At 66.0% G+C, this 18,310-nt stretch carries 12 protein-coding genes; 9 read left to right on the forward strand and 3 right to left on the reverse strand.

Going from position 1 to position 18,310, the window contains the following annotated elements:
- The first annotated feature begins 142 nt into the window (after nucleotides 1–142).
- From FFS30_RS07425 to FFS30_RS07450, 6 genes are all read left to right on the forward strand, one after another.
- Nucleotides 143–2,341: a TonB-dependent receptor gene (locus FFS30_RS07425; protein WP_137912411.1), complete on the forward strand. Its 2,199-nt coding sequence runs from the start codon at nucleotides 143–145 to the stop codon at nucleotides 2,339–2,341.
- Nucleotides 2,342–2,509: 168 nt separating this feature from the next.
- Nucleotides 2,510–3,475 carry a ribokinase gene (locus FFS30_RS07430; protein WP_137912412.1) on the forward strand — a complete coding sequence of 322 codons (966 nt, stop codon included), beginning with the start codon at nucleotides 2,510–2,512 and terminating at the stop codon, nucleotides 3,473–3,475.
- 121 nt (nucleotides 3,476–3,596) lie between these two features.
- Nucleotides 3,597–5,741 (forward strand): SUMF1/EgtB/PvdO family nonheme iron enzyme, encoded by a 2,145-nt coding sequence (locus FFS30_RS07435; protein WP_137912413.1) that lies wholly within the window; start codon nucleotides 3,597–3,599, stop codon nucleotides 5,739–5,741.
- A gap of 17 nt (nucleotides 5,742–5,758) precedes the next feature.
- Nucleotides 5,759–8,587, forward strand: coding sequence for a ThuA domain-containing protein (locus FFS30_RS07440; RefSeq protein WP_137912414.1), 2,829 nt, complete (start codon nucleotides 5,759–5,761; stop codon nucleotides 8,585–8,587).
- A complete protein-coding gene (locus tag FFS30_RS07445; RefSeq protein ID WP_137912415.1) occupies nucleotides 8,584–10,422 on the forward strand; it encodes a beta-L-arabinofuranosidase domain-containing protein in 1,839 nt (612 codons plus the stop codon). Before FFS30_RS07440 ends, FFS30_RS07445 begins: the two co-directional genes overlap by 4 nt.
- A gap of 94 nt (nucleotides 10,423–10,516) precedes the next feature.
- Nucleotides 10,517–11,704, forward strand: coding sequence for a CoA transferase (locus tag FFS30_RS07450; RefSeq protein WP_137912416.1), 1,188 nt, complete (start codon nucleotides 10,517–10,519; stop codon nucleotides 11,702–11,704).
- Between the two features lie 31 nt (nucleotides 11,705–11,735).
- On the opposite strand, the gene FFS30_RS07455 is transcribed toward FFS30_RS07450, so the two are convergent.
- Entirely contained in the window at nucleotides 11,736–12,176 is a 441-nt protein-coding gene (locus FFS30_RS07455) for an acetyltransferase (protein ID WP_137912417.1), read from the reverse strand.
- Between the two features lie 331 nt (nucleotides 12,177–12,507).
- Between FFS30_RS07455 and FFS30_RS23790 the strand changes: the two genes are divergently transcribed.
- From FFS30_RS23790 to FFS30_RS07470, 3 genes are all read left to right on the forward strand, one after another.
- A complete protein-coding gene (locus FFS30_RS23790) occupies nucleotides 12,508–12,972 on the forward strand; it encodes an SRPBCC family protein (protein ID WP_171014468.1) in 465 nt (154 codons plus the stop codon).
- A 117-nt stretch (nucleotides 12,973–13,089) separates the two neighbouring features.
- Nucleotides 13,090–13,911 carry an SDR family oxidoreductase gene (locus tag FFS30_RS07465; protein WP_137912419.1) on the forward strand — a complete coding sequence of 274 codons (822 nt, stop codon included), beginning with the start codon at nucleotides 13,090–13,092 and terminating at the stop codon, nucleotides 13,909–13,911.
- A gap of 60 nt (nucleotides 13,912–13,971) precedes the next feature.
- On the forward strand, nucleotides 13,972–15,012 hold the full coding sequence (locus FFS30_RS07470) for an AraC family transcriptional regulator (RefSeq protein ID WP_137912420.1): 1,041 nt from the start codon (nucleotides 13,972–13,974) through the stop codon (nucleotides 15,010–15,012).
- A 16-nt stretch (nucleotides 15,013–15,028) separates the two neighbouring features.
- On the opposite strand, the gene FFS30_RS07475 is transcribed toward FFS30_RS07470, so the two are convergent.
- Nucleotides 15,029–15,991, reverse strand: coding sequence for a glycoside hydrolase family 43 protein (locus tag FFS30_RS07475; protein ID WP_249352240.1), 963 nt, complete (start codon nucleotides 15,989–15,991; stop codon nucleotides 15,029–15,031).
- A gap of 61 nt (nucleotides 15,992–16,052) precedes the next feature.
- A complete protein-coding gene (locus tag FFS30_RS07480; RefSeq protein WP_137912422.1) occupies nucleotides 16,053–18,056 on the reverse strand; it encodes an RICIN domain-containing protein in 2,004 nt (667 codons plus the stop codon).
- Nucleotides 18,057–18,310 lie beyond the last annotated feature (254 nt).

Genomic DNA, 18,310 nt, shown 5'->3' on the forward strand with positions numbered 1-18,310 from the left:
TAGGCTCCAAACGTCGAGTGCTGCATCCAAAGCGTCCATAACGAGACGCGCAGCGCGCCGCTTGCTGGGAAGGCAGGCAGACGACACCACCGGAGCCGTGCCGTGCGGCTCCCCTACCAAGAATTAGACCGGGGAGAACGAAATGACCAGACCAGTGACTGCCGCGATCGGCTGTATCGTGCTCGCGGCCGCCGCCGGCGCGCGCGCCGAAGAGCCCGCCGCCGCAACCGCTGCCGCCGTCGCCGCGAGCACACCCGCCGATCCGGCCCAAGCCGGCGGCACCCAGCCGAACGACGCGCCGCGCCAGGAACTCGAAACCGTCACCGTGACCACGGGTACGCGCAGCGCCAAAGCCGTGGACAAGATTCCGGGCGCGATCACCGTGGTCTCGCGCGCCGAGATCGGCCGCACGCTCGCGCTGACCGACGACGCCACCGCCGTGCTCGCGCGCAGCGTGCCGGGCTATGCCGAATCTTCGCAGGCGATGAGCAATACCGGCGAGAACCTGCGCGGACGCATTCCGCTGCGCCTGTTCGACGGCATCCCGCAGGGCTCGCCGCTGCGCGAAGGCACGCGCAACGGCACCTTCACCGACATGGGCATCGTCGATCGCATCGAAGTGATCAACGGCCCGTCCGCGGCCGAAGGCATCGGCGCGGCCGGCGGCATCATCAACTACATCTCGAAGACGCCGACCAAGGAAGGCGACGAGTACACGCTCAACCTGCGCACCTCGAGCCAGTTCAAGAACGATTCGGCCGTGTACAAGGTCGGCGTAAACTGGGCGCACAAGCAGGACAATTTCGATATGTACCTGGCCGGGTCGTACATCGACCGCGGCATGACCTGGGACGGCAACGGCCGCCGCGTCGGCATGAACCAGTCGGGTTCGGTCGCCGACTCGACCTCCGACAATCTGTTCGCCAAGTTCGGCTACAACTTCGGTACCGACAACGCGCAGCGCGTGCAGCTCACCCTGACCAAGTTCAAGATCGAAGGCAAGGACAACTACATCGAGCAGCTCGGCGACCGCAGCAAGGGCATCACCGACACGTCGGTGCGCGGCCACAACCCGGGCTCGTACACGCCGTTCAACGACTTCTGGCAGGCGCAGATCAAGTATCAGCATGCCGACTTCTTCGGCGGCACGCTGACCATGGACGCCTACCGCGCGAGCCAGGCGATGCGCTACCTGCCCGAGAACACGGTCGACAAGCAGGACCCGGACATCGCGCCGATCAATACCTTGATCGACCAGTCCGAAATCAATTCGCAGAAGAAGGGCTTTCGTACTTCGTGGACACGCCCGGACATCCTCGGCGTTTCCGGACTCGAACTGCGCACCGGCATCGATCTGGTCGAGGACACCGCGCAGCAGAAGCTCGCGATCACCAACCGCCTCTGGGTGCCGCCGATGGACTACCAGAGCTGGGCGCCGTACGTGCAGCTGTCGTGGGATCTCGGCCCGGTCACTTTGTCCGGCGGCTTCCGCCAGGAGAACGGCACGCTCGACGTCGACAGCTACCGCACGACCTGGTACCGCAACAAGGTCTTCGTGCAAGGCGGCTCGATCGACTACAAGGCGAATCTGCCGAACCTCGGCGCGATCTATCGCCTCAGTGACGAGTGGAGCGTATTCGGTTCCTGGGGCAAGGGCTTCACCCTGCCGAACGCCGGCATCCCGCTGCGCAACATCAGCGTGCCGGGACAGTCGGTCTCGCAGATGAAGGACCTGCAGGCAATCATCGTCGAGAACAAGGAGATCGGCTTCAATTGGCGCGGTGAACGCGCGGCGTTGTCGGGCTCGGTATACAAATCCTCATCGCAGCTCGGCGTTTCGCTGACCGTGGACCCGGCGACCAAGGACTACGTGATGAACCGCGCGCCGGTCGACATCAAGGGCGTGGAACTGTCGGGCGAATACAAGTTCAGCGACGACTGGAAAGCGAGCATGGTCTACTCGAAGATCATGGGCTACACCACCTTCGTCAAGAACGGCCCGATGGATCGGCACATGGGCGTGTCCGACATCAATCCGAACAAGCTCGTCACCTCGCTGACCTGGAACTACTCCGAGCGCGGCGACATGACGCTCGGCCAGACCACCCTGTTCTCGCGCACGATCAATCAGAACACGACGGCGTACGAAAAGACCAAGGGCTACACCCTGTGGGACTTCGAGCTGAACTACGACGCCGGCAAGTTCGGCAAGCTCACCCTCGGCATCGAAAACCTGACCGACAAGTTCTACATCCTGTCCTACTCGCAGGTGGACGGCTACCAGAACTACTTCGCCGGCCGCGGCCGCGTGGTGTCGATCAGCGACAAGATCACGTTCTAAGCGTTTCGCCCTTACCCCGCCGAAGTAGTCGTTTTGTATACTTTTCGCAGGGTTTTGCCGCCGCGGTTTCTCCAACCCGCGGCGGCATCTTCTTTCCGCCGCGCAACCGGCGCGACCGGCCTACAATCGGCAGACTCCGCTTGAACTCCGTCGCCAGGTGCTGACTTCATGAGCAACGCTGCTTCCGACCGCCACATTCTCGTCGCCGGCTCGGCCAATCTCGATTTCGTCGTGCGCGCCGCGCACGTACCCGCGCCGGGTGAAACCGTGCTCGGCCGCGAGTTCGCCACCTTTCCGGGCGGCAAAGGCGCGAACCAGGCCGCGGCCTGCGCGCGCGCGGGCGCGGCACCGACGCGCATGCTGCTCGCGCTCGGCGACGATCCCTACGCCGCGCCGCTCGAAGCCTCGCTGCGCGCGGCCGGGGTCGAACTGCACATCGTGCGCACGCGCGACGCAGCGACCGGCACGGCTTTCATCTGTCTCGCCGACGACGCCGAGAACGCGATCACCGTCGCGCCGGGCGCGAACAATCTCCTGCGCGCGGAACATCTGCCCGAGCTCGCCGGCGCAAGTCATCTGCTGCTGCAGCTCGAAACACCGATCGACGCGGTCACCGCCTACGCCGTCGCCGCGCGCGCCGCGGGCGTCAAGGTCGTGCTCAACGCCGCGCCCGCGCGTGAGCTGCCGACCGCGCTGCTCGACGCGCTCGATGTGCTGATCGTCAACGAGGGCGAACTCGCCACGGTCACCGGCGTGCACGGCCATATCGCGGAGGCGCTGACGCATCTTTCCGTACCGTGCGTGATCGTCACCCTCGGCGCGCGCGGCGCCTGCGCGCGTGTGCAGGACAAATTCCATCTGCAGGCCGCCTACCGCGTCAACGCGATCGACACGACCGGCGCCGGCGACACGTTTTGCGGCGCGCTGACCGCCGCGCTCGGCAGCGGCCTCGAACTGCCGCAGGCACTCGCGCGCGCCAGCGCCGCGGGCGCACTCGCGACGACGCGGCTCGGCGCGCAGGCAAGCGTACCGGCGCACGACGAGGTCGATCGCTTCGTCGCCGCGCAGGCCGCGACGGTGAACAACCCCGCCGCGCTGCGCGACCTCGCCGTGTACTGCGGGCTGGAAAACTAAAAAGAGCTTCTGCCACGGATTGCACGGATCGACGCGGATAGAGCGCAAACATCGATTTCTGTTTTATCCGTGTCGATCCGTGCAATCCGTGGCAAAAAATCTTCTCTTCCGAACACCTCACATGAGCACCGACGACAAACCGCGCCAGACGCATTACCACTTCTCCCACGTCACCACGGGGCGCTACCTGCCCGCGCCCGGTAAGGCGCCGGGCTGGCCGTTTGCCGAGATCGGCCACTGGAAGATCGACGTCAACGTGAGCAGCGACGACTGGATCGCGAGCCTGCGCGAATGGCGCCGCGAACATCTGACTCGCATCGGCTACGACGATGCGAACTACCGCCGTCCCGAGCTGCAATGGGCGCAGCGCAACTTCGTCCACGCGCAGATGATGGTCGAGGACCGCTATTTCTACGATCCGGTCGCGCAGAAGTACACGGTGGACCGCTATCTCGACGATCTCGAAGCCCGCTACGGCGGCATCGACAGCGTACTGATCTGGTACGTCTATCCGAACATCGGCGTCGACGACCGCAACCAGTTCGATCTCGCGCGCGACCTGCCCGGTGGGCTCGACGGCCTGCGCAGTGCGGTCGACGACTTCCACCGCCGCGGCGTCAAAGTGTTCCTGCCGACCATGCCGTGGGACAACGGCACACGCGAGCAGCAAGAGACGGATTGGCTCGCCGTCGCCGAGATCGTCAAAGCAGTCGGCGCCGACGGCCTCAACGGCGACACCTACAACGGCGTGCCGCGCGCATTCTTCGACGCCTGCGATGCACTCGGCTGCCCGGTCGTGCTGCAGCCGGAATCGACCATCAGCGCCGAAGAACAACTGATCTGGAACGTGTCGAGCTGGGGAAAAAAGGCGCCGGCTGACGTGGTGCCGTCGGTGGCCAAGTTCAAATGGCTCGAACCGCGCCACATGATCAACTACGAAAACCGCTGGGGCCGCGAGCGCACCAACGACCTGCAATACATGTTCTTCAACGGCGTCGGCTACAACGCCTGGGAAAACGTCTGGGGCATCTGGAACCAGTTCACGCCGCGCAACGCCGAGGCGCTGCGCCGCTGCATCGCGATCGAACGCAAGTTCGCCGCGCAGATGACCGGCGCCGACTGGCGCCCGTACGCGCCGACCCTGCAGGCCGGCGTGTTCGCGAGCGAATTCCCACACGGCGGCGTGCGCGTATGGAATTTCGTCAACCGCAACGAATACGCGGTCGAAGGCGAACAGATCGCACTCGCGCATCGCGACGGCGTGCGCTACTTCGATCTCTGGCACGGTGTCGCACTGACGCCGCGCCGCGATGGCGACCGCTGCGTGTTCGAGTTCGCCCTCGAAGGGCACGGCTTCGGCACGCTGCTCGCGATCGACGCGGACGTACAAGTCGATGGCCTCGACGCCTTCCTCGATGCGATGCGCGAACGCGCGAAGACGCCGCTGCAGTCGCTGTCGAATACCTGGCACGCAATTCCGCAGCAGCTCGTCGCAATTGCACCGACCGCGGCAGTCGCCACCGCGCCCGCAGGCATGATCGCGATTCCGGGCGGCGATTTCGATTTCGTCGTGCAGGGCATCGAGATCGAAGGCCAGACCTGGGCCGGCCTCGACGTGCAGTATCCGTGGGAGCCGAACCCGCGGCGCAGCCATCGCCGGCGCATGCGTATCGCGCCGTTCCACATCGACCGCACGCCGGTGACCAATGCCGAGTTCAAGCGTTTCGTCGACACGGCGAACTACGCTCCGCGCGATGCGCACAACTTCCTGCGCGACTGGAAGAACGGTGCACCGCAGCCCGGCTGGGAGAACAAGCCGGTCACCTGGGTCTCGCTCGAAGACGCGCGCGCCTATGCGGCCTGGGCCGGCAAGCGCCTGCCGCACGAGTGGGAATGGCAGTACGCGGCGCAGGGCAATGACGGCCGCGCCTATCCGTGGGGCAATGCCTGGAACGACGACGTCGCGCCGAAAACGAATCGCGGACGCCGCGTGCCGGCGCCGGCCGATGTCGATGCGCACCCGCAGGGCGCGAGCCCGTTCGGCGTGCTCGATCTCGTCGGCAATGTCTGGCAATGGACCGACGAGTACGCCGACGAGCACACGCGCGCCGCGGTGTTGCGCGGCGGCAGTTCGTATCAGCCGCAGACCTCGCATTGGTACTTCCCGCAGGCGCACCGGCTCGATCAGCACGGCAAGTATCTGTTGATGGCGCCGAGCAAAGACCGCTCGGGCCTGATCGGCTTCCGCTGCGTGGTCGATGCCTGAGATTGCCGGTCGCGAGCATGCGCCTGCTTCGGCTCTACGTTGTGTTGATGCTCGCCGCGTGCGCGCAGGTGCACGCCGAAGCGGTGGCAGCAGGCGATAAGCCGCTGCGCATCGTACTGATCGGCGGCGCGAACAGCGAAGGCCCCGGCCGTCACGAGTACGCGGCCGGCATCCGCTTGCTCGAACGCGCACTCGCGGCGGCGCCCGATGCACCGCGCCGCCTCGAAGTGAAGAGCTATCCCGACGGCTGGCCGCAGGACGCGCATGCGTTCGATGGCGCGGACACTGTGCTCTGGTATTTCGACGGCGCGGATAAGCATCCGCTGCTCGACGCACAGCGGCGTAAGCAGTTCGAGCAGGTCATCGCGCGCGGCGTCGGTCTCGTCGCCCTGCATCAATCATCCACGCAACTCCAGGACCGCACCGCGCTCGACCTCGCACCGTGGCTCGGCGCCGCACGCAAGGGTTTGTACGACCGCACCACCGAATACGTCGAGGCGAAAATCGCCGACGCGGCGCATCCGCTGACGAACGGCGTCGGCGCATTCGCCTATCGCGACGAGTTCTATCCGAGCTTTCGCCGATTCGACGGCGGCAAGCCGATCACGCCGATCGTGCACGCGACCTTGCATGTGCAGTACCGCGCCGGCGCAGCGGTAGTCGAAGACTTGCCCGAAGACACGCCGCTTGCCTGGAGTTTCGAGCGCGCCGACGGGGGCCGTTCGTTCACCTATACCGGCGCGCACTTTCTTGCCGCGCTCGACCAGGCGCCGCTGCGCACTCTGCTGCTCAACGCGATCCTGTGGACCGCGCACGCCGAAGTGCCGGCGAACGGCCTGCGCTCGTCGTTGCCCGCTGAGGCTGCGAACGTGTCGTTGCGACCCAACGCAAAAGCATCCGCGCACGACGTAACCACCTTCCACCACGACGCGCAGCGCAGCGGCTGGTACGCCCCGGAGACCCTGTTGTCGCCCGCGCGGATCAAGACCGAGACGCTTGGGCTGCAATGGGAATCGCCGCCGCTCGACATCGTCGACGGCGCGCCGCCGCGGCTCTACGCCTCGCCCCTGTATCTCGACTCTCTGCGAATCTCGGGCGGACCGTACAAGACGCAAACGTTCGCCACCGTGATCGCCGCGAGCAGCAACGGCTACGTCTACGCAATCAACGCGGCGAAGAACGGCGACGTCGCGCCGGGCCGCATTCTCTGGCGCACGCGTCTCGCGCCGCCATGCCGCCTGCAGCCCGCACCGCTCGACGGCGTGCCGACCGGCGTGCTGAGTACGCCGGTCATCGACCGCGCGGGTAGCCGTCTCTACGTCACGAGTTGCGATCCGGAGAAACGCTGGCAGGCCTATGCGCTCGATCTCGGCAGCGGCGCGGTGCTGCCCGACTGGCCGGTGCAGCTCGACGAGAAAACGCTCAACGCGCTCAATCGCAACGCCGGGCCCACACTCGTGCCGCCGCAGCGGCGCTTCGATTTTCGCGTGCAGCGCGGCGCGCTCAACCTGAGTCCCGACGGCGGCACACTGTACATCGGCTTCGGCGAAAGCGAAACCGGCTGGCTCGCCGCGGTCGACACGCAGGCGGCGAAAGTCGCCAGTGCGTTCGCCGTCTCGGCGATGCCGCATCGCGGCAGCGGCGGCATCTGGGGTTCGGCCGGCGCGAGCGTCGATACGGACGGCAGCGTCTTCGTCGCCACGGGTACCGGCTTCGGCGGCTATGTCGAGCAGGCACATGACTGGACGCAGTCGGTGCTGAAGTTTGCGCACGGCAAGGACGGACTGACCTTGGTCGGCACCTACACGCCGTTCAATCATTGCGCGACCGCGGCCAATGACGTCGACCTCGGGTCGGGCGGCATCGCTTTGCTGCCGGCGCAGGCAGGTACGCGTCTGCTCGCAGTCGGCGGCAAACAGGGCAACGTCTATCTGCTCGAACGCACGCATCTGCCCGGACGCCTCGACCGGCGGCCGCCGTGCAGCGACGACGCGAGCAGCGATCTGTCCTTGCTCGCGCCGCAGGCGCAGCCGCAATTCGGCACACGCGGTCCGCTCAATGTGTTCGGCCCCTACTCGGAGAAAGATGCCGCACTCGGCGCTGCACGCTCGCGCAGCGTGCCGGCCGTGTTCCGCGACGAGCGCCGCATGGATCATCTGTTCGTCACCGGCAATACGAAGAAAGCGGCCGGTTCGTCGGTCAGCGTGCCGCCTTCGCTGGTCCGGCTCGACGTCGTCGCGCAGGCCGGCAAGCCTGCGTATCTCGCCGTCGCGCGCACGCAGGATTCGATCGTGCTCGAAAATCCCGGCCCGCCCGTCGTCACCAGCAACGCTGCGCGCGACGCGGTCGTCTGGGTACTCGACGAGAACGCGCCGCGCGCCGCCGCGTTGGCCGGCAACACGACGCCGCAGCCCGTGCTCTACGCATTCGACGCGATGTCGCTCGCGCTGCTCTGGCGCAGCGAAGCCGGTGCGATCTATACGAGCGGCAAGTACAACGAACCGGTGTTCGCGCACGGCCAGGTCTTCGTCGGCAGCGACCGCATCCAGGCATTCGGCCCGGGGCCGTCAATCGTGCATCACGCGGCCATCGCGAACTCTACGCAAGCAGGCGCGGCAAGCACGGAACCCGCCGACGGCAAGACGCTCTACGCGCAACGCTGCGCCGTCTGCCATGAGCACGCGCAGGGCAATATTCCGCCGCGCCGGCAGATCGCCGCGCGCGGCCGCGCCGCCATCGTCGAGGCGCTGAGCGAAGGCACGATGCGCGCGCAGGCTCAAGGCCTCGCGCGCGAAGAAATCCAGGCCGTCGCCGACTATCTGCAAGGAACCGCCAGCTCACCATGAAACCCTTGTCCATCGAAATCCACGGCCTGCTCGGCGACGCGCTGCGCGCGAACGCGGCCGGCCGGCTCAGTCACTTCATCGTCGACGAAACGAGTCCGGCGATCGCGATCTTCGCCGCCGAACACACGGCGCAGAACGAGGAAGGCGATTGGTACGGCGAGCATGCCGGCAAGTGGTTGTACGCAGCGGCGAAGGCCGCGGCGCGCACGCATGATGCCGACCTGAGTGCCCACGTGCGCCGCGTCGCCGACTTCCTCGTCTCGCGCCAGGATACGGACGGCTATCTCGGCACTTACGCGCCGGAGCGCCGCTTCACGGTCAAACGTCCGCCGAAGCCGAAGTCGTGGAACGGCGAACCGGTGCCGCGCACTTGGGACGCGTGGATCCATGCCTATCTGATCCTCGGCCTCGTCGAAGTGCACAAACATTTTGCCGATGCGCGCTATCTCGACGCGGCGCGCCACATCGGTGATCTGTGCTGGCGCATGCTGAGCGAGGGTGGCATTGACGTCTGCGAACTCGGCAATCATCACGGCATGTCGGCGACTGTGCTGCTCGACGCCGCGGTCGAACTGCATTTCGCCACATGCGAGCCGCGCTATCTCGATCTCGCTTTGCTGATCCTGAAGCAGGCCGACGCGAATCCCGACCTCGCCCTGCTCGCAAAGGCGCTCGCCGGCGCGGACGCGAGCGAGATCGCGACGGGCAAGGCCTATCAGTTGATCTGGAATCTGGTCGGCCTCGCCAAGCTGCATCGCGCGACCGGCGCGCCCGAGTATCTGCGGGCAGTCGAAAACCTGTGGACGAATATCCGTGACTTGCATCTGAGTCTCGGCGGCGGCCCGTGGGGCGGCGTCGCGCATCGCTCGCGCGAGGTGTTCAACGCGCCGGGCACGTTCTTTCCGCAAGGCTATGTCGAAACCTGCTCGACCCTGGCTTGGATTCAGCTCAACCGCGAACTGCTCGCGATCACCGGCGCGGCGAAGTACGCCGAGGAAATCGAGCGCAGCGCCTACAACGACCTGCTCGGCGCGTTCGCGCCGAACGGCGAAGACTGGTGTTATTACTCCTATGCCAACGGCAAGCGCATACACACGACCTATTGGCGCTGCTGCAAGTCCTCGGGCGCGATGGCGCTCGAAGAATTGCCGGGCCTGGTCTACTCGGCGACGGACACGGGCATCGACGTGAATCTGTACGCGCCGGCCAAGGCGACGCTCGCGCTCGCGCAGGCCGGCACGGTGACGATCGAGCAACGCACGCCTTATCCGTTCGACGGCGCCGTGCAGCTCGATCTGACGCTCGAACGCAGCGCACGCTTGTCCCTGCGCGTGCGCATTCCATCGTGGGCAAAGCAGGCTTCGATCGTGATCAACGGTGAGCGCACAGGCGTCGAGATCGTGCCGGGCGAATACGCCGCGATCGAGCGCGAGTGGCACAGCGGCGACAGCGTCACGCTCGATTTCCCGATGACGCCGCAGATCCACCGCCGCACGCATCGCAACGTGCAGGAATCGCGCGCGCCGGATGGTTCGCCCGTGCGCCAGGAGGTGCTGCGCCAGGACTACCTCGCACTCACGCGCGGCCCGCTCGTCTACGCGACCGGGCTGATCGACGGCTACAAGACCGAGGAATCGCTGCTGCTGCCGCCGACGCCGTCCGAACAATGGCTGCACACCGACGCGGCAGCGGACGGCGAACAGGGCGCGACGATTCTGCTCGAGCCCGAGCGCCGCGCGCCGCTCGCCTTCGTGCCGTACTATCGCGCAAGCGGACGCAGCGACGGCGCCTGGCGGCTGACCTGGATGCCGCTCGCGCCCGATGCGCCGGCGTGACGCAAGAATTTGTAGGGCAAGAAACTAGTCGGGCGGCCTGTTTCCGCGCGTGAGCGCCGCGCAGACTTGCCGCTTGGGGAAAGAAGGATTCTTCATGGCAACATCGTCCGCCTTCAAACTGGTCAAGCGCAGCGGAGCGCAGGGGCCGCTCTCGGGAGTGCGCGTACTCGACCTGTCGAGCTACATCGCCGGTCCTTATGCCTGCACCTTGCTCGCCGACCAGGGCGCCGAGGTGATCAAGATCGAGCCGCCCGACGGCGACAATCTGCGCAACTATCCTTCGACCCTGACCGCCGAGAGCCGCGCCTTCATGGGCGTGAACCGTTCCAAGCTCGGCATCGTGCTCGATTTGAAGTCGCCGGCCGGCCACGCTTCGCTGCTGCGCCTCGTGCGCGAAGCCGACGTGCTCGTGCACAGCTTCCGGCCGAGTGTGCCGAAGCGCCTCGGCCTCGACCACGAACAACTCAATCTGATCAATCCGCGCCTGATCTATTGCGCCATTTCCGGCTACGGCGAAAGCGGGCCGATGAAGGACAAGGCCGGCTACGACCAGGTGCTGCAGACCATGACCGGCATGTGCGCGCTGCAGGGCAAGCGCGGCGGGCCGCCCGAAATCATCTACGGCTCGGTCGTCGATTACTACGCCGCGGCGTTGCTCAGCGCGGGCGTCGCCTCGGCGCTGTACGAGCGCGAGCGCTCGGGCCGCGGCCAGTTCGTCGGCGTGTCGCTGCTGCGTAGCGCGCTGACCATGCAGTCGGCGCGCATGATCTGGGCCGACGGCGAGTCGCTCGACATCGGCCGCGACATGCGTTCCGGCGGCGTCACCGGCATCCACCCTACGCGCGAAGGCCATCTGTACATTTCGGCGAACACGCCGCGCTTCTGGAAGGCGCTCTGCGACAAAACCGGCCTTGGCGAACTCGCCGCCGACGCGCGCTACGACAGCGTGCGCAAGCGCGCCGAGCATGCCGCGGAGATCATTCCAAAATTGCATGCCGCACTCGCCGCGCGCAGCGCGCTGGAATGGGAAACGCTGTTCGGCGACGAAGTGCCCTGCGCCGCCGCACGCCGCGTCGAAGACATGTTCGAACATCCGCAGGTGCTCGCCGAAAACATGATCGCGACGATCGAACATCCGGTCGTCGGCCGCTATCACGGCGTCGCTTATCCGATCAAATTCGGCCGCACGCCGGGGCCGGCGCCGTTCGCTTCGCCGTGCTTCGACCAGGACTCGCAGGCCGTGCTCGGCGCGATGGCCGGCGCGGACAAGAAAACCGCGTAGACGCCGCGCGCGATCTCTGTGTTGCGCGGCGCTATGCCGCCGTGTGGCGCAGATGGATCAGCGGATACGGCCGGCCCTGGCCGTCGAGTTCGGAACGCCCGACGCGGCGGAAACCCAAGCGCTCGTAAAAACCGACCGCCTGCGCATTCTGTTCGTTGACGTCCGTCGTCATGTTCGGATGAAGACCGAGCGCGTGCGCGACGAGCGCGCGCCCGACGCCACTGCCGCGCGCGGCGGCGTCGATGAACAAGGCTTCCATATGGCCTTCGCTGAGCACCATAAAGCCCGTGGCGCGGCCCTCGTCGTCGAGCGCGAGCCACATCGGCAGGCTGGGCAAGAACGTAGTCACTTCGACCTCGATGTCGTGTCGATCCTGCGCGGAAAGAAAGCCGTGGGTCGCATCGACCGCGCTGCGCCAGATTTCCAGGATGCGCGGGCCGTCCGCCGGGGTCGAGGTGCGTATGCGGATCATGATCGTCGATCTCGTCGAGAGGAAAACCGATTGCGGCCGGCACCGAATCGATTGCATTGCCCGCGTCGCGAACGTGGCAGCGCGGGGCGGCGATCATACGTCCTGCGCACGGGCTTGTCGCGTGCAGGCGATGCGGGCGAATCGCAACCACGCGCGGCAAACGCCCGTATCGAACATGCGCGCCGACTGCGCGCTGAGCGCCTCGGCAATCGCCGCCGCTCATCGATTTTTCGATAGCCGCTTTAGAGATATCGCCAATTGTCGGCGGACCCCGGCGCAGCGAAGATTTCGGCAACGGCATTCGCCGTCCCGAGACCCGAGGATCCACGCAATGAACAACGCCGACTCGTCCGCCGCCGCCCGTCTGGCGATCAATCCGAGCGCCGCCACCGTCGCCGTGACCGAGCTTGAAATGTCGGCGCCGGCCAGCGCGGTCTGGGCCGTGCTGACCGATTTCGCAGGCTGGCCGAGCTGGATGCCCGAGATCTCGTCGGCGCGTCTCGACGGCCCGCTCGCTCCGGGCTCGGTCATCGTGTGGACGCCCTACGAGGCGCACGTCGAATCGCGCATCGTGCTGCTCGAAAACGAACGCAGGCTGATCTGGAACGGCACTGCCGGCGCGGTGCATATCTGGGAACTGTCGCCGATGGCGAACGGCACCCTGTTGCTCAACTCCGAATCGATCGAATCGTGGCAAGCCGTCGACGCCGGCCAGGACAGCAGCGCCGTGCTGACCCAGGCGCTGAATACCTGGAACGCCAGGCTGGCCGAACAGGCGCTGCGCCGCGGCGCGTAGTGCAATGCTTCCTTTCCGTCGCGCAAAGGATGGCGCGATCGGATAGCAGAATGGCATCGCTTGCCAGTGCGGTCCGCGCCGCCGCTGCTTACGCTGGGTGCCCAACAAGGAGCACCCATGAACAAGACCATTCTGATCACCGGCACGTCGAGCGGCCTCGGCCGCGCCGCGGCCAAACTCTTCCAGGCAAAAGGCTGGAACGTCATTGCGACGATGCGCGAACCCGACCGCGAGACCGAACTCGCCCGGCTCGATCGCACCCTGGTCGCGCGCCTCGACGTGCAGGACGTCGACTCCATCCACGCCGCCGTCGATGCCGGGCTGGCGAAGTTCGGGCGCATCGACGCGCTCGTCAACAACGCCGGCTACGGTTCCTTCGGTCCGCTCGAAGCCGCGCCGCTCGAAAAGATCCGCCGCCAGTTCGATGTGAACGTATTCGGCCTGCTCGCGACCACGAAGGCGCTGCTGCCGCATTTCCGCGGCCAGCGCAGCGGCGTCATCGTCAATATCTCGTCGATCGGCGGGCGCATGACGTTCCCGCTTGGCTCGCTTTACCACGGCACGAAGTTCGCGGTCGAAGGAATATCCGAGTCGCTGCACTACGAGCTCACGCCGCTCGGCATCCGCGTGAAAATCGTCGAGCCGGGCGGCATCCAGACCGATTTCGGCGGCCGCTCGCTCGACTTCAGCAATGACCCGGCGCTCGGCGAGTATCAAGCGCTCGTGCAGACCGTGCCCGCGGTGATGGGCCCGATGATGGCGCAGGGTTCGTCGGCCGAATTGATCGCCGATGTCGTCTACGCGGCGGCGACCGACGACACCGACCGGCTGCGTTACGAAGCCGGTGCCGACGCCGTGCAACTGCTCGCAAAGCGCCGCGCCGACGACGACGCGACCTTTTTCGCCGGCATGAAGGCGCAGTTCGGTATCGGCGGCTAGAACGCGCGCTGCGTCGCTGCGCATTGCGCGACAATGCACGCATGACTCGTTCCGATATCGATGCTGACCGTGCAGACGCCTAGCTACGCTCTCGACACGACCTGGCGCACCCTGCTCAAGGATCTCGGCCTGACGCCGGCCAACGTGCTGCGCCGCGCCGGGCTCGCCGACGACCTGCTGCAACAGCCGTCGGCGCGCATCGGCACGATGGAGTACTACCGGCTCTGGAACGCGGTCGAGGCAGAGACGGCCGATCCGCTGTTTCCGATCCGGCTCTGTGAGGCGGTGCGCAGCGAATCGTTCCTGCCGCCGCTGTTCGCCGCGCTGTGCAGCCCGAACCTGCTTATGGCCGCACGGCGCATCGCGCGCTACAAGGCGCTTATCGCGCCGATGCGCCTCGACGTCGTCGAATCGGCCGGCAGCGTCGCAATCGAACTGAGCTGGCTCGATGCGGAGCCGGCGCCACCGCAATCGCTGATCGTCATGGAGCTGCTTTTCTGCGTGACGCTCGCGCGCATGGGTACGCGCGAGCGCGTGTGCCCGATCGAGGTCACCACGACGATGCCGCCGTCGCCGCTCGCGCCGTACGAAACCTTCCTCGGCGCGCGCCTGCAGCGCGGCGCGAAGCACCGCGTCGTATTCGCACGCGAAGACGCGATGCGGCCGTTCCTCACTTCGAACGAATCGATGTGGTCCACGTTCGAGCCCGAGCTGCGCCGGCGCCTCGCCGATCTCGAAGGGCCGGCGACGACCGCACAGCGCGTGCGCGCGGCCCTGCTCGAAGGGCTGCCGAGCGGCCTCGTCACGATGGAAGCGGTTGCGCGCAAACTTGTCCTGAGCAAGCGCACCCTGCAGCGGCGCATCGATGCCGAAGGCACGAGTTACCAGGAGATACTCAAGCAAACGCGCGAAGCGCTCGCACGGCACTATCTCGAAAAGACCGCGCTGCCGGCCGCGGAGATTTCTTTTCTGCTCGGTTTCGACGAACCGAATTCGTTCTACCGCGCTTTCCGCACCTGGACCGGCACGACGCCCGACAGCGTGCGGCATGGACAAAACGCAGCGCCGACAAACCGGCTCGATGCTCCAGCCGGCGGATAGCCGCGAATCGTTGGCGTCACTCCTGCGCACCGGCCTCGCCGAAGACCGGCATTCCGTGTGCGTCCCAGCGGAACCGCTGGATATACGGCGCGCGCTTGGCCGTGCATTTCCAGCCCGGACCGCCGTTGGCGTGGAAGATGATCCAGTCCTGCTTGCCGTCGAGCGACTTGAAGAAACCGTTGTGCCCAGGCGCGTAGACACTGTGCTTCGCCGAACTCGCAAGCACGGGCTGCGGCGATTTGCTCCATGCACGCGGATCGGCGAGATCGCTCGCCGCGTCGGCGCTGAGCAAGCCGAGCGCGTAGCCATCCGACCAGCACGCACTCGCCGAGTAGGAGAGAAACACCTTGCCGCCCGGGCCGGCAAGAAACTCCGGCGCTTCGAGAATCTTGCGCCCGCCCTGCATCTCCCAGGCATAGGTCGGCGCGGCGATATCGACTTGGCGATCCGACAGTTGCCACGGGCTCAGCATCGGCGCGATCACCAGATCGCTGTGATCGCCGACGTAGGCCGAGTAGACGAAATAGCGCTGGCCGCGATGCTCGAACACGGTACCGTCGATGCCGCTCAGTTTGGTATTGAGCCGGCCTCTGTCGATCCACTGGCCGACGGTCGGATCGGGCGAAGCGTTTTCCAGCACGAATACATAGCGATGCGCGTCGTCGTCGTGCTGTTTGTCCGCGGCGCTGTAGTACAGCCACCATTTGCCGTCGAAGAAATGCAGCTCGGGCGCCCAGATCGACGTCGAGTTCGCGCCCTGCGCCGGCGGCCGCCAGACCACGACCGGCTGCGCCTTGCCGAGCTCGGCCATGTCGGTCGTCTTCCACAAGGCGATGCGGTCGCCGAGCGTGTGCATGTAGTAGTAGACGCCGGCGTGGGCGATGACCCACGGATCGGGGCCGGACGGCAGCAGCGGTTTCGGCTGCGCCGCCGGTGTGGAAGCTGCGCCGCAGAACGCGGCGCAGCCAAGGAGAAGCATGCAGCAGAATCGGAACATCACAGGATTTCTTCTTTGCATCCGCTATCGAAACCGATGCCGTCTAGTTGCTCGGCACGAAGGTCCATTGCTGTGCCGGCGCGCCGTTGTCGGTCCAGATGCGCAACTGCGTACCGTGCGTGGTCGAGCCGTTCGGATCGTCGAGGATCAGCGAGCCCGACGCCTGGTTCATCATTTTGAACTTGCCGCCGCCGACCGGCATGATCATCCAGTTCTGGTTGGCGTTGTTGGCGCAGCCCCACAAAGTGACCAGATTGCCGGCCGTGGTGCTGCCGCCGGTGTTGTCGAGGCAGAGGCCGGAATACTGGTTCTGCAGGCTGTACCAGCCGCTGCCTTTCGCATGCACGGTCCAGTTCTGCACGGACAGGCCATTGCAGTCCCACAGCTCGGCGCTGGTGTTGTTCGTTGTCGCCCAGCCGGTGTCGTCGAGGCACAGGTTCGGCGCCTGCACGCTGTGCACGGAATAAGTCGCGCCGTCCGTCAGCAGTTGCTGCAACGTCCACTGCTGCGGCGCGAGGCCGTTGTCGGTCCAGATCTGCAGCTGAGTCCCGTGCGTGGTCGAGCCGGACGGGTCGTCGAGAATCAGCGAACCCGAAGCCTGATTCTGCAGCTTGAAGCTGCCGTTGCCGAGGTCCATGAACAACCAGCTCTGGTTGGCGTTGTTCGCACAGCCCCACAAGGTCACCTTGTTGCCCGGCGCGGTGCTGCCGCCGGTGTTGTCGAGGCACAGGCCCGTAGCCTGGTTCTGCAGCGAGAAATAACCGCCGCCCTGTGAATGCACGGTCCAGTTCTGCACCGGATAGCCCGTGCAGTCCCAGAGATCGGCGCTGGTGTTGTTCGTCGTCGCCCAACCGGCGTTGTCGAGGCACAGGCTCGATGCCTGCACATTGCGCAGCACGTAGGTGGCGCCGTCGGTGGGCAGGCGGTTCCACGACTCGGTGGCGAAGTAGGTGTTGCACACACCGTTGTTGTAGTCGGAGGCGAGTTCGAGAATGCTCGATCCGTCCGTCGCCGGCAGCAGGGCCGACGAATAATTCGGGCAATAGTTGTCGTACGGATTCGGCACATGCACGGGCGCGTTGATCGTGTACCAGTTGCCGGTGCCGTCGACATTGGTGTTGACGAAGAGCACGTTGCCGTTGGCCGCGGACACCTGGCCGTTGCTGTCGTAGACCATCTGCCCGGTCAGAATGATCGCGCCGTTGCTCGACAGCGGCGACGGCGTCCACTTGTTCAGCGGCGTGTGTTCGAGATACTGGCCCGACGCGGTCTGTATCCTGGTGCCCATGTCGTTCGGGTTGCCGAAATTCCAGCCGTCGGTCGAGACGCGCGAGAACGCCGTGCACGCCGCGGGCCCGCACAGTTCGTTGGTCATGAAGTAGTGCCCGTTCGGCAGCTTGCTGACCGTGATCATGCCGGGCCGGTCGGCCTGGATGGTGCTGCGTATCGTGTCGGTCTTGTCCTGCCAGCTCGTGCCGTTGTAGCTGCGCATCTGCACGAGCTTCTGGCTGCAGCACGGATCGGTTTCGTCCGACCAGAACGCGACGAGCGCGCCGTCGCTGGCGATCTCGAATTCCGGTTCCCAGAGGCCGTGCGCATTGTCGCCGCCGACCGCAGGCATGCTGTGATAGCTCCAGGTAACGCCCTGGTCGGTGCTCGTGTAGACCTCGATCGCCGGCGTGCTGCCGTAGAAATACGAAGCCGACGACAGCAGCGTCCCCGCGGCGAGCGCACCGACCGCCTGCGGCATCTCGAACAGCGTGGCGCAGCAGCGCTCGGTGCTGCCGGACGCGGTCGGCACGGTGCTGATCTGGCTCCAGCTCGCGCCGTTGTCGTCGCTGCGGAAGATGACGCCGTTCGTGCTCGCGATGAGCCGTCCGTTCGATGCGGGCGGCCCGTGGGCGAGACGCACGACGCGCGGATACAAGGTGCCGCCTTGCAACAATGTTCCGCTCGCCGCATGCGCACACGACGTGCAGAGCGCGATAAGGAACAGGAGAATAACCAAGGCGATCGAGTCTGCTGAATTGGATTTCAAACCGGTCATAAGCTGCTCGCTAGGTTGTGAGTCTGAGGGGTGAGCTCGTACCGAGCCGTGCGAAAAAAAGAGCCCGCGGTCACTCCTTCACCGCGGGCTGCTCCGGTGGAGATCAAAATTGCAGGCGCGCTCCGGCGCCGGCCGCACAGTCCTGCGGAAACGCGTTAGTTGGTGCAGGATCTACTGCATGCGCTGAAAGTCGCATCGCACGCAGCGAGGCAGCTCGCACTGCCTCCTGTGTTGTTGCAGCTCGCTTTGCACGA

This window comes from Rudaea sp. 3F27F6 (genome assembly GCF_005503555.1).
GTDB lineage: Bacteria > Pseudomonadota > Gammaproteobacteria > Xanthomonadales > Rhodanobacteraceae > Rudaea.

What these genes read in the sequence shown, in the direction of transcription:
- FFS30_RS07455 (WP_137912417.1), bottom strand. Translation starts at nt 12,176, where the DNA reads ATGATCCGCATACGCACCTCGACCCCGGCGGACGGCCCGCGCATCCTG.
- FFS30_RS07440 (WP_137912414.1), top strand. Translation starts at nt 5,759, where the DNA reads ATGCGCCTGCTTCGGCTCTACGTTGTGTTGATGCTCGCCGCGTGCGCG.
- FFS30_RS07480 (WP_137912422.1), bottom strand. Translation starts at nt 18,056, where the DNA reads ATGACCGGTTTGAAATCCAATTCAGCAGACTCGATCGCCTTGGTTATT.
- FFS30_RS07470 (WP_137912420.1), top strand. Translation starts at nt 13,972, where the DNA reads ATGCTGACCGTGCAGACGCCTAGCTACGCTCTCGACACGACCTGGCGC.
- FFS30_RS07435 (WP_137912413.1), top strand. Translation starts at nt 3,597, where the DNA reads ATGAGCACCGACGACAAACCGCGCCAGACGCATTACCACTTCTCCCAC.
- FFS30_RS07445 (WP_137912415.1), top strand. Translation starts at nt 8,584, where the DNA reads ATGAAACCCTTGTCCATCGAAATCCACGGCCTGCTCGGCGACGCGCTG.
- FFS30_RS07450 (WP_137912416.1), top strand. Translation starts at nt 10,517, where the DNA reads ATGGCAACATCGTCCGCCTTCAAACTGGTCAAGCGCAGCGGAGCGCAG.
- FFS30_RS07430 (WP_137912412.1), top strand. Translation starts at nt 2,510, where the DNA reads ATGAGCAACGCTGCTTCCGACCGCCACATTCTCGTCGCCGGCTCGGCC.
- FFS30_RS07425 (WP_137912411.1), top strand. Translation starts at nt 143, where the DNA reads ATGACCAGACCAGTGACTGCCGCGATCGGCTGTATCGTGCTCGCGGCC.
- FFS30_RS07475 (WP_249352240.1), bottom strand. Translation starts at nt 15,991, where the DNA reads ATGCTTCTCCTTGGCTGCGCCGCGTTCTGCGGCGCAGCTTCCACACCG.
- FFS30_RS23790 (WP_171014468.1), top strand. Translation starts at nt 12,508, where the DNA reads ATGAACAACGCCGACTCGTCCGCCGCCGCCCGTCTGGCGATCAATCCG.
- FFS30_RS07465 (WP_137912419.1), top strand. Translation starts at nt 13,090, where the DNA reads ATGAACAAGACCATTCTGATCACCGGCACGTCGAGCGGCCTCGGCCGC.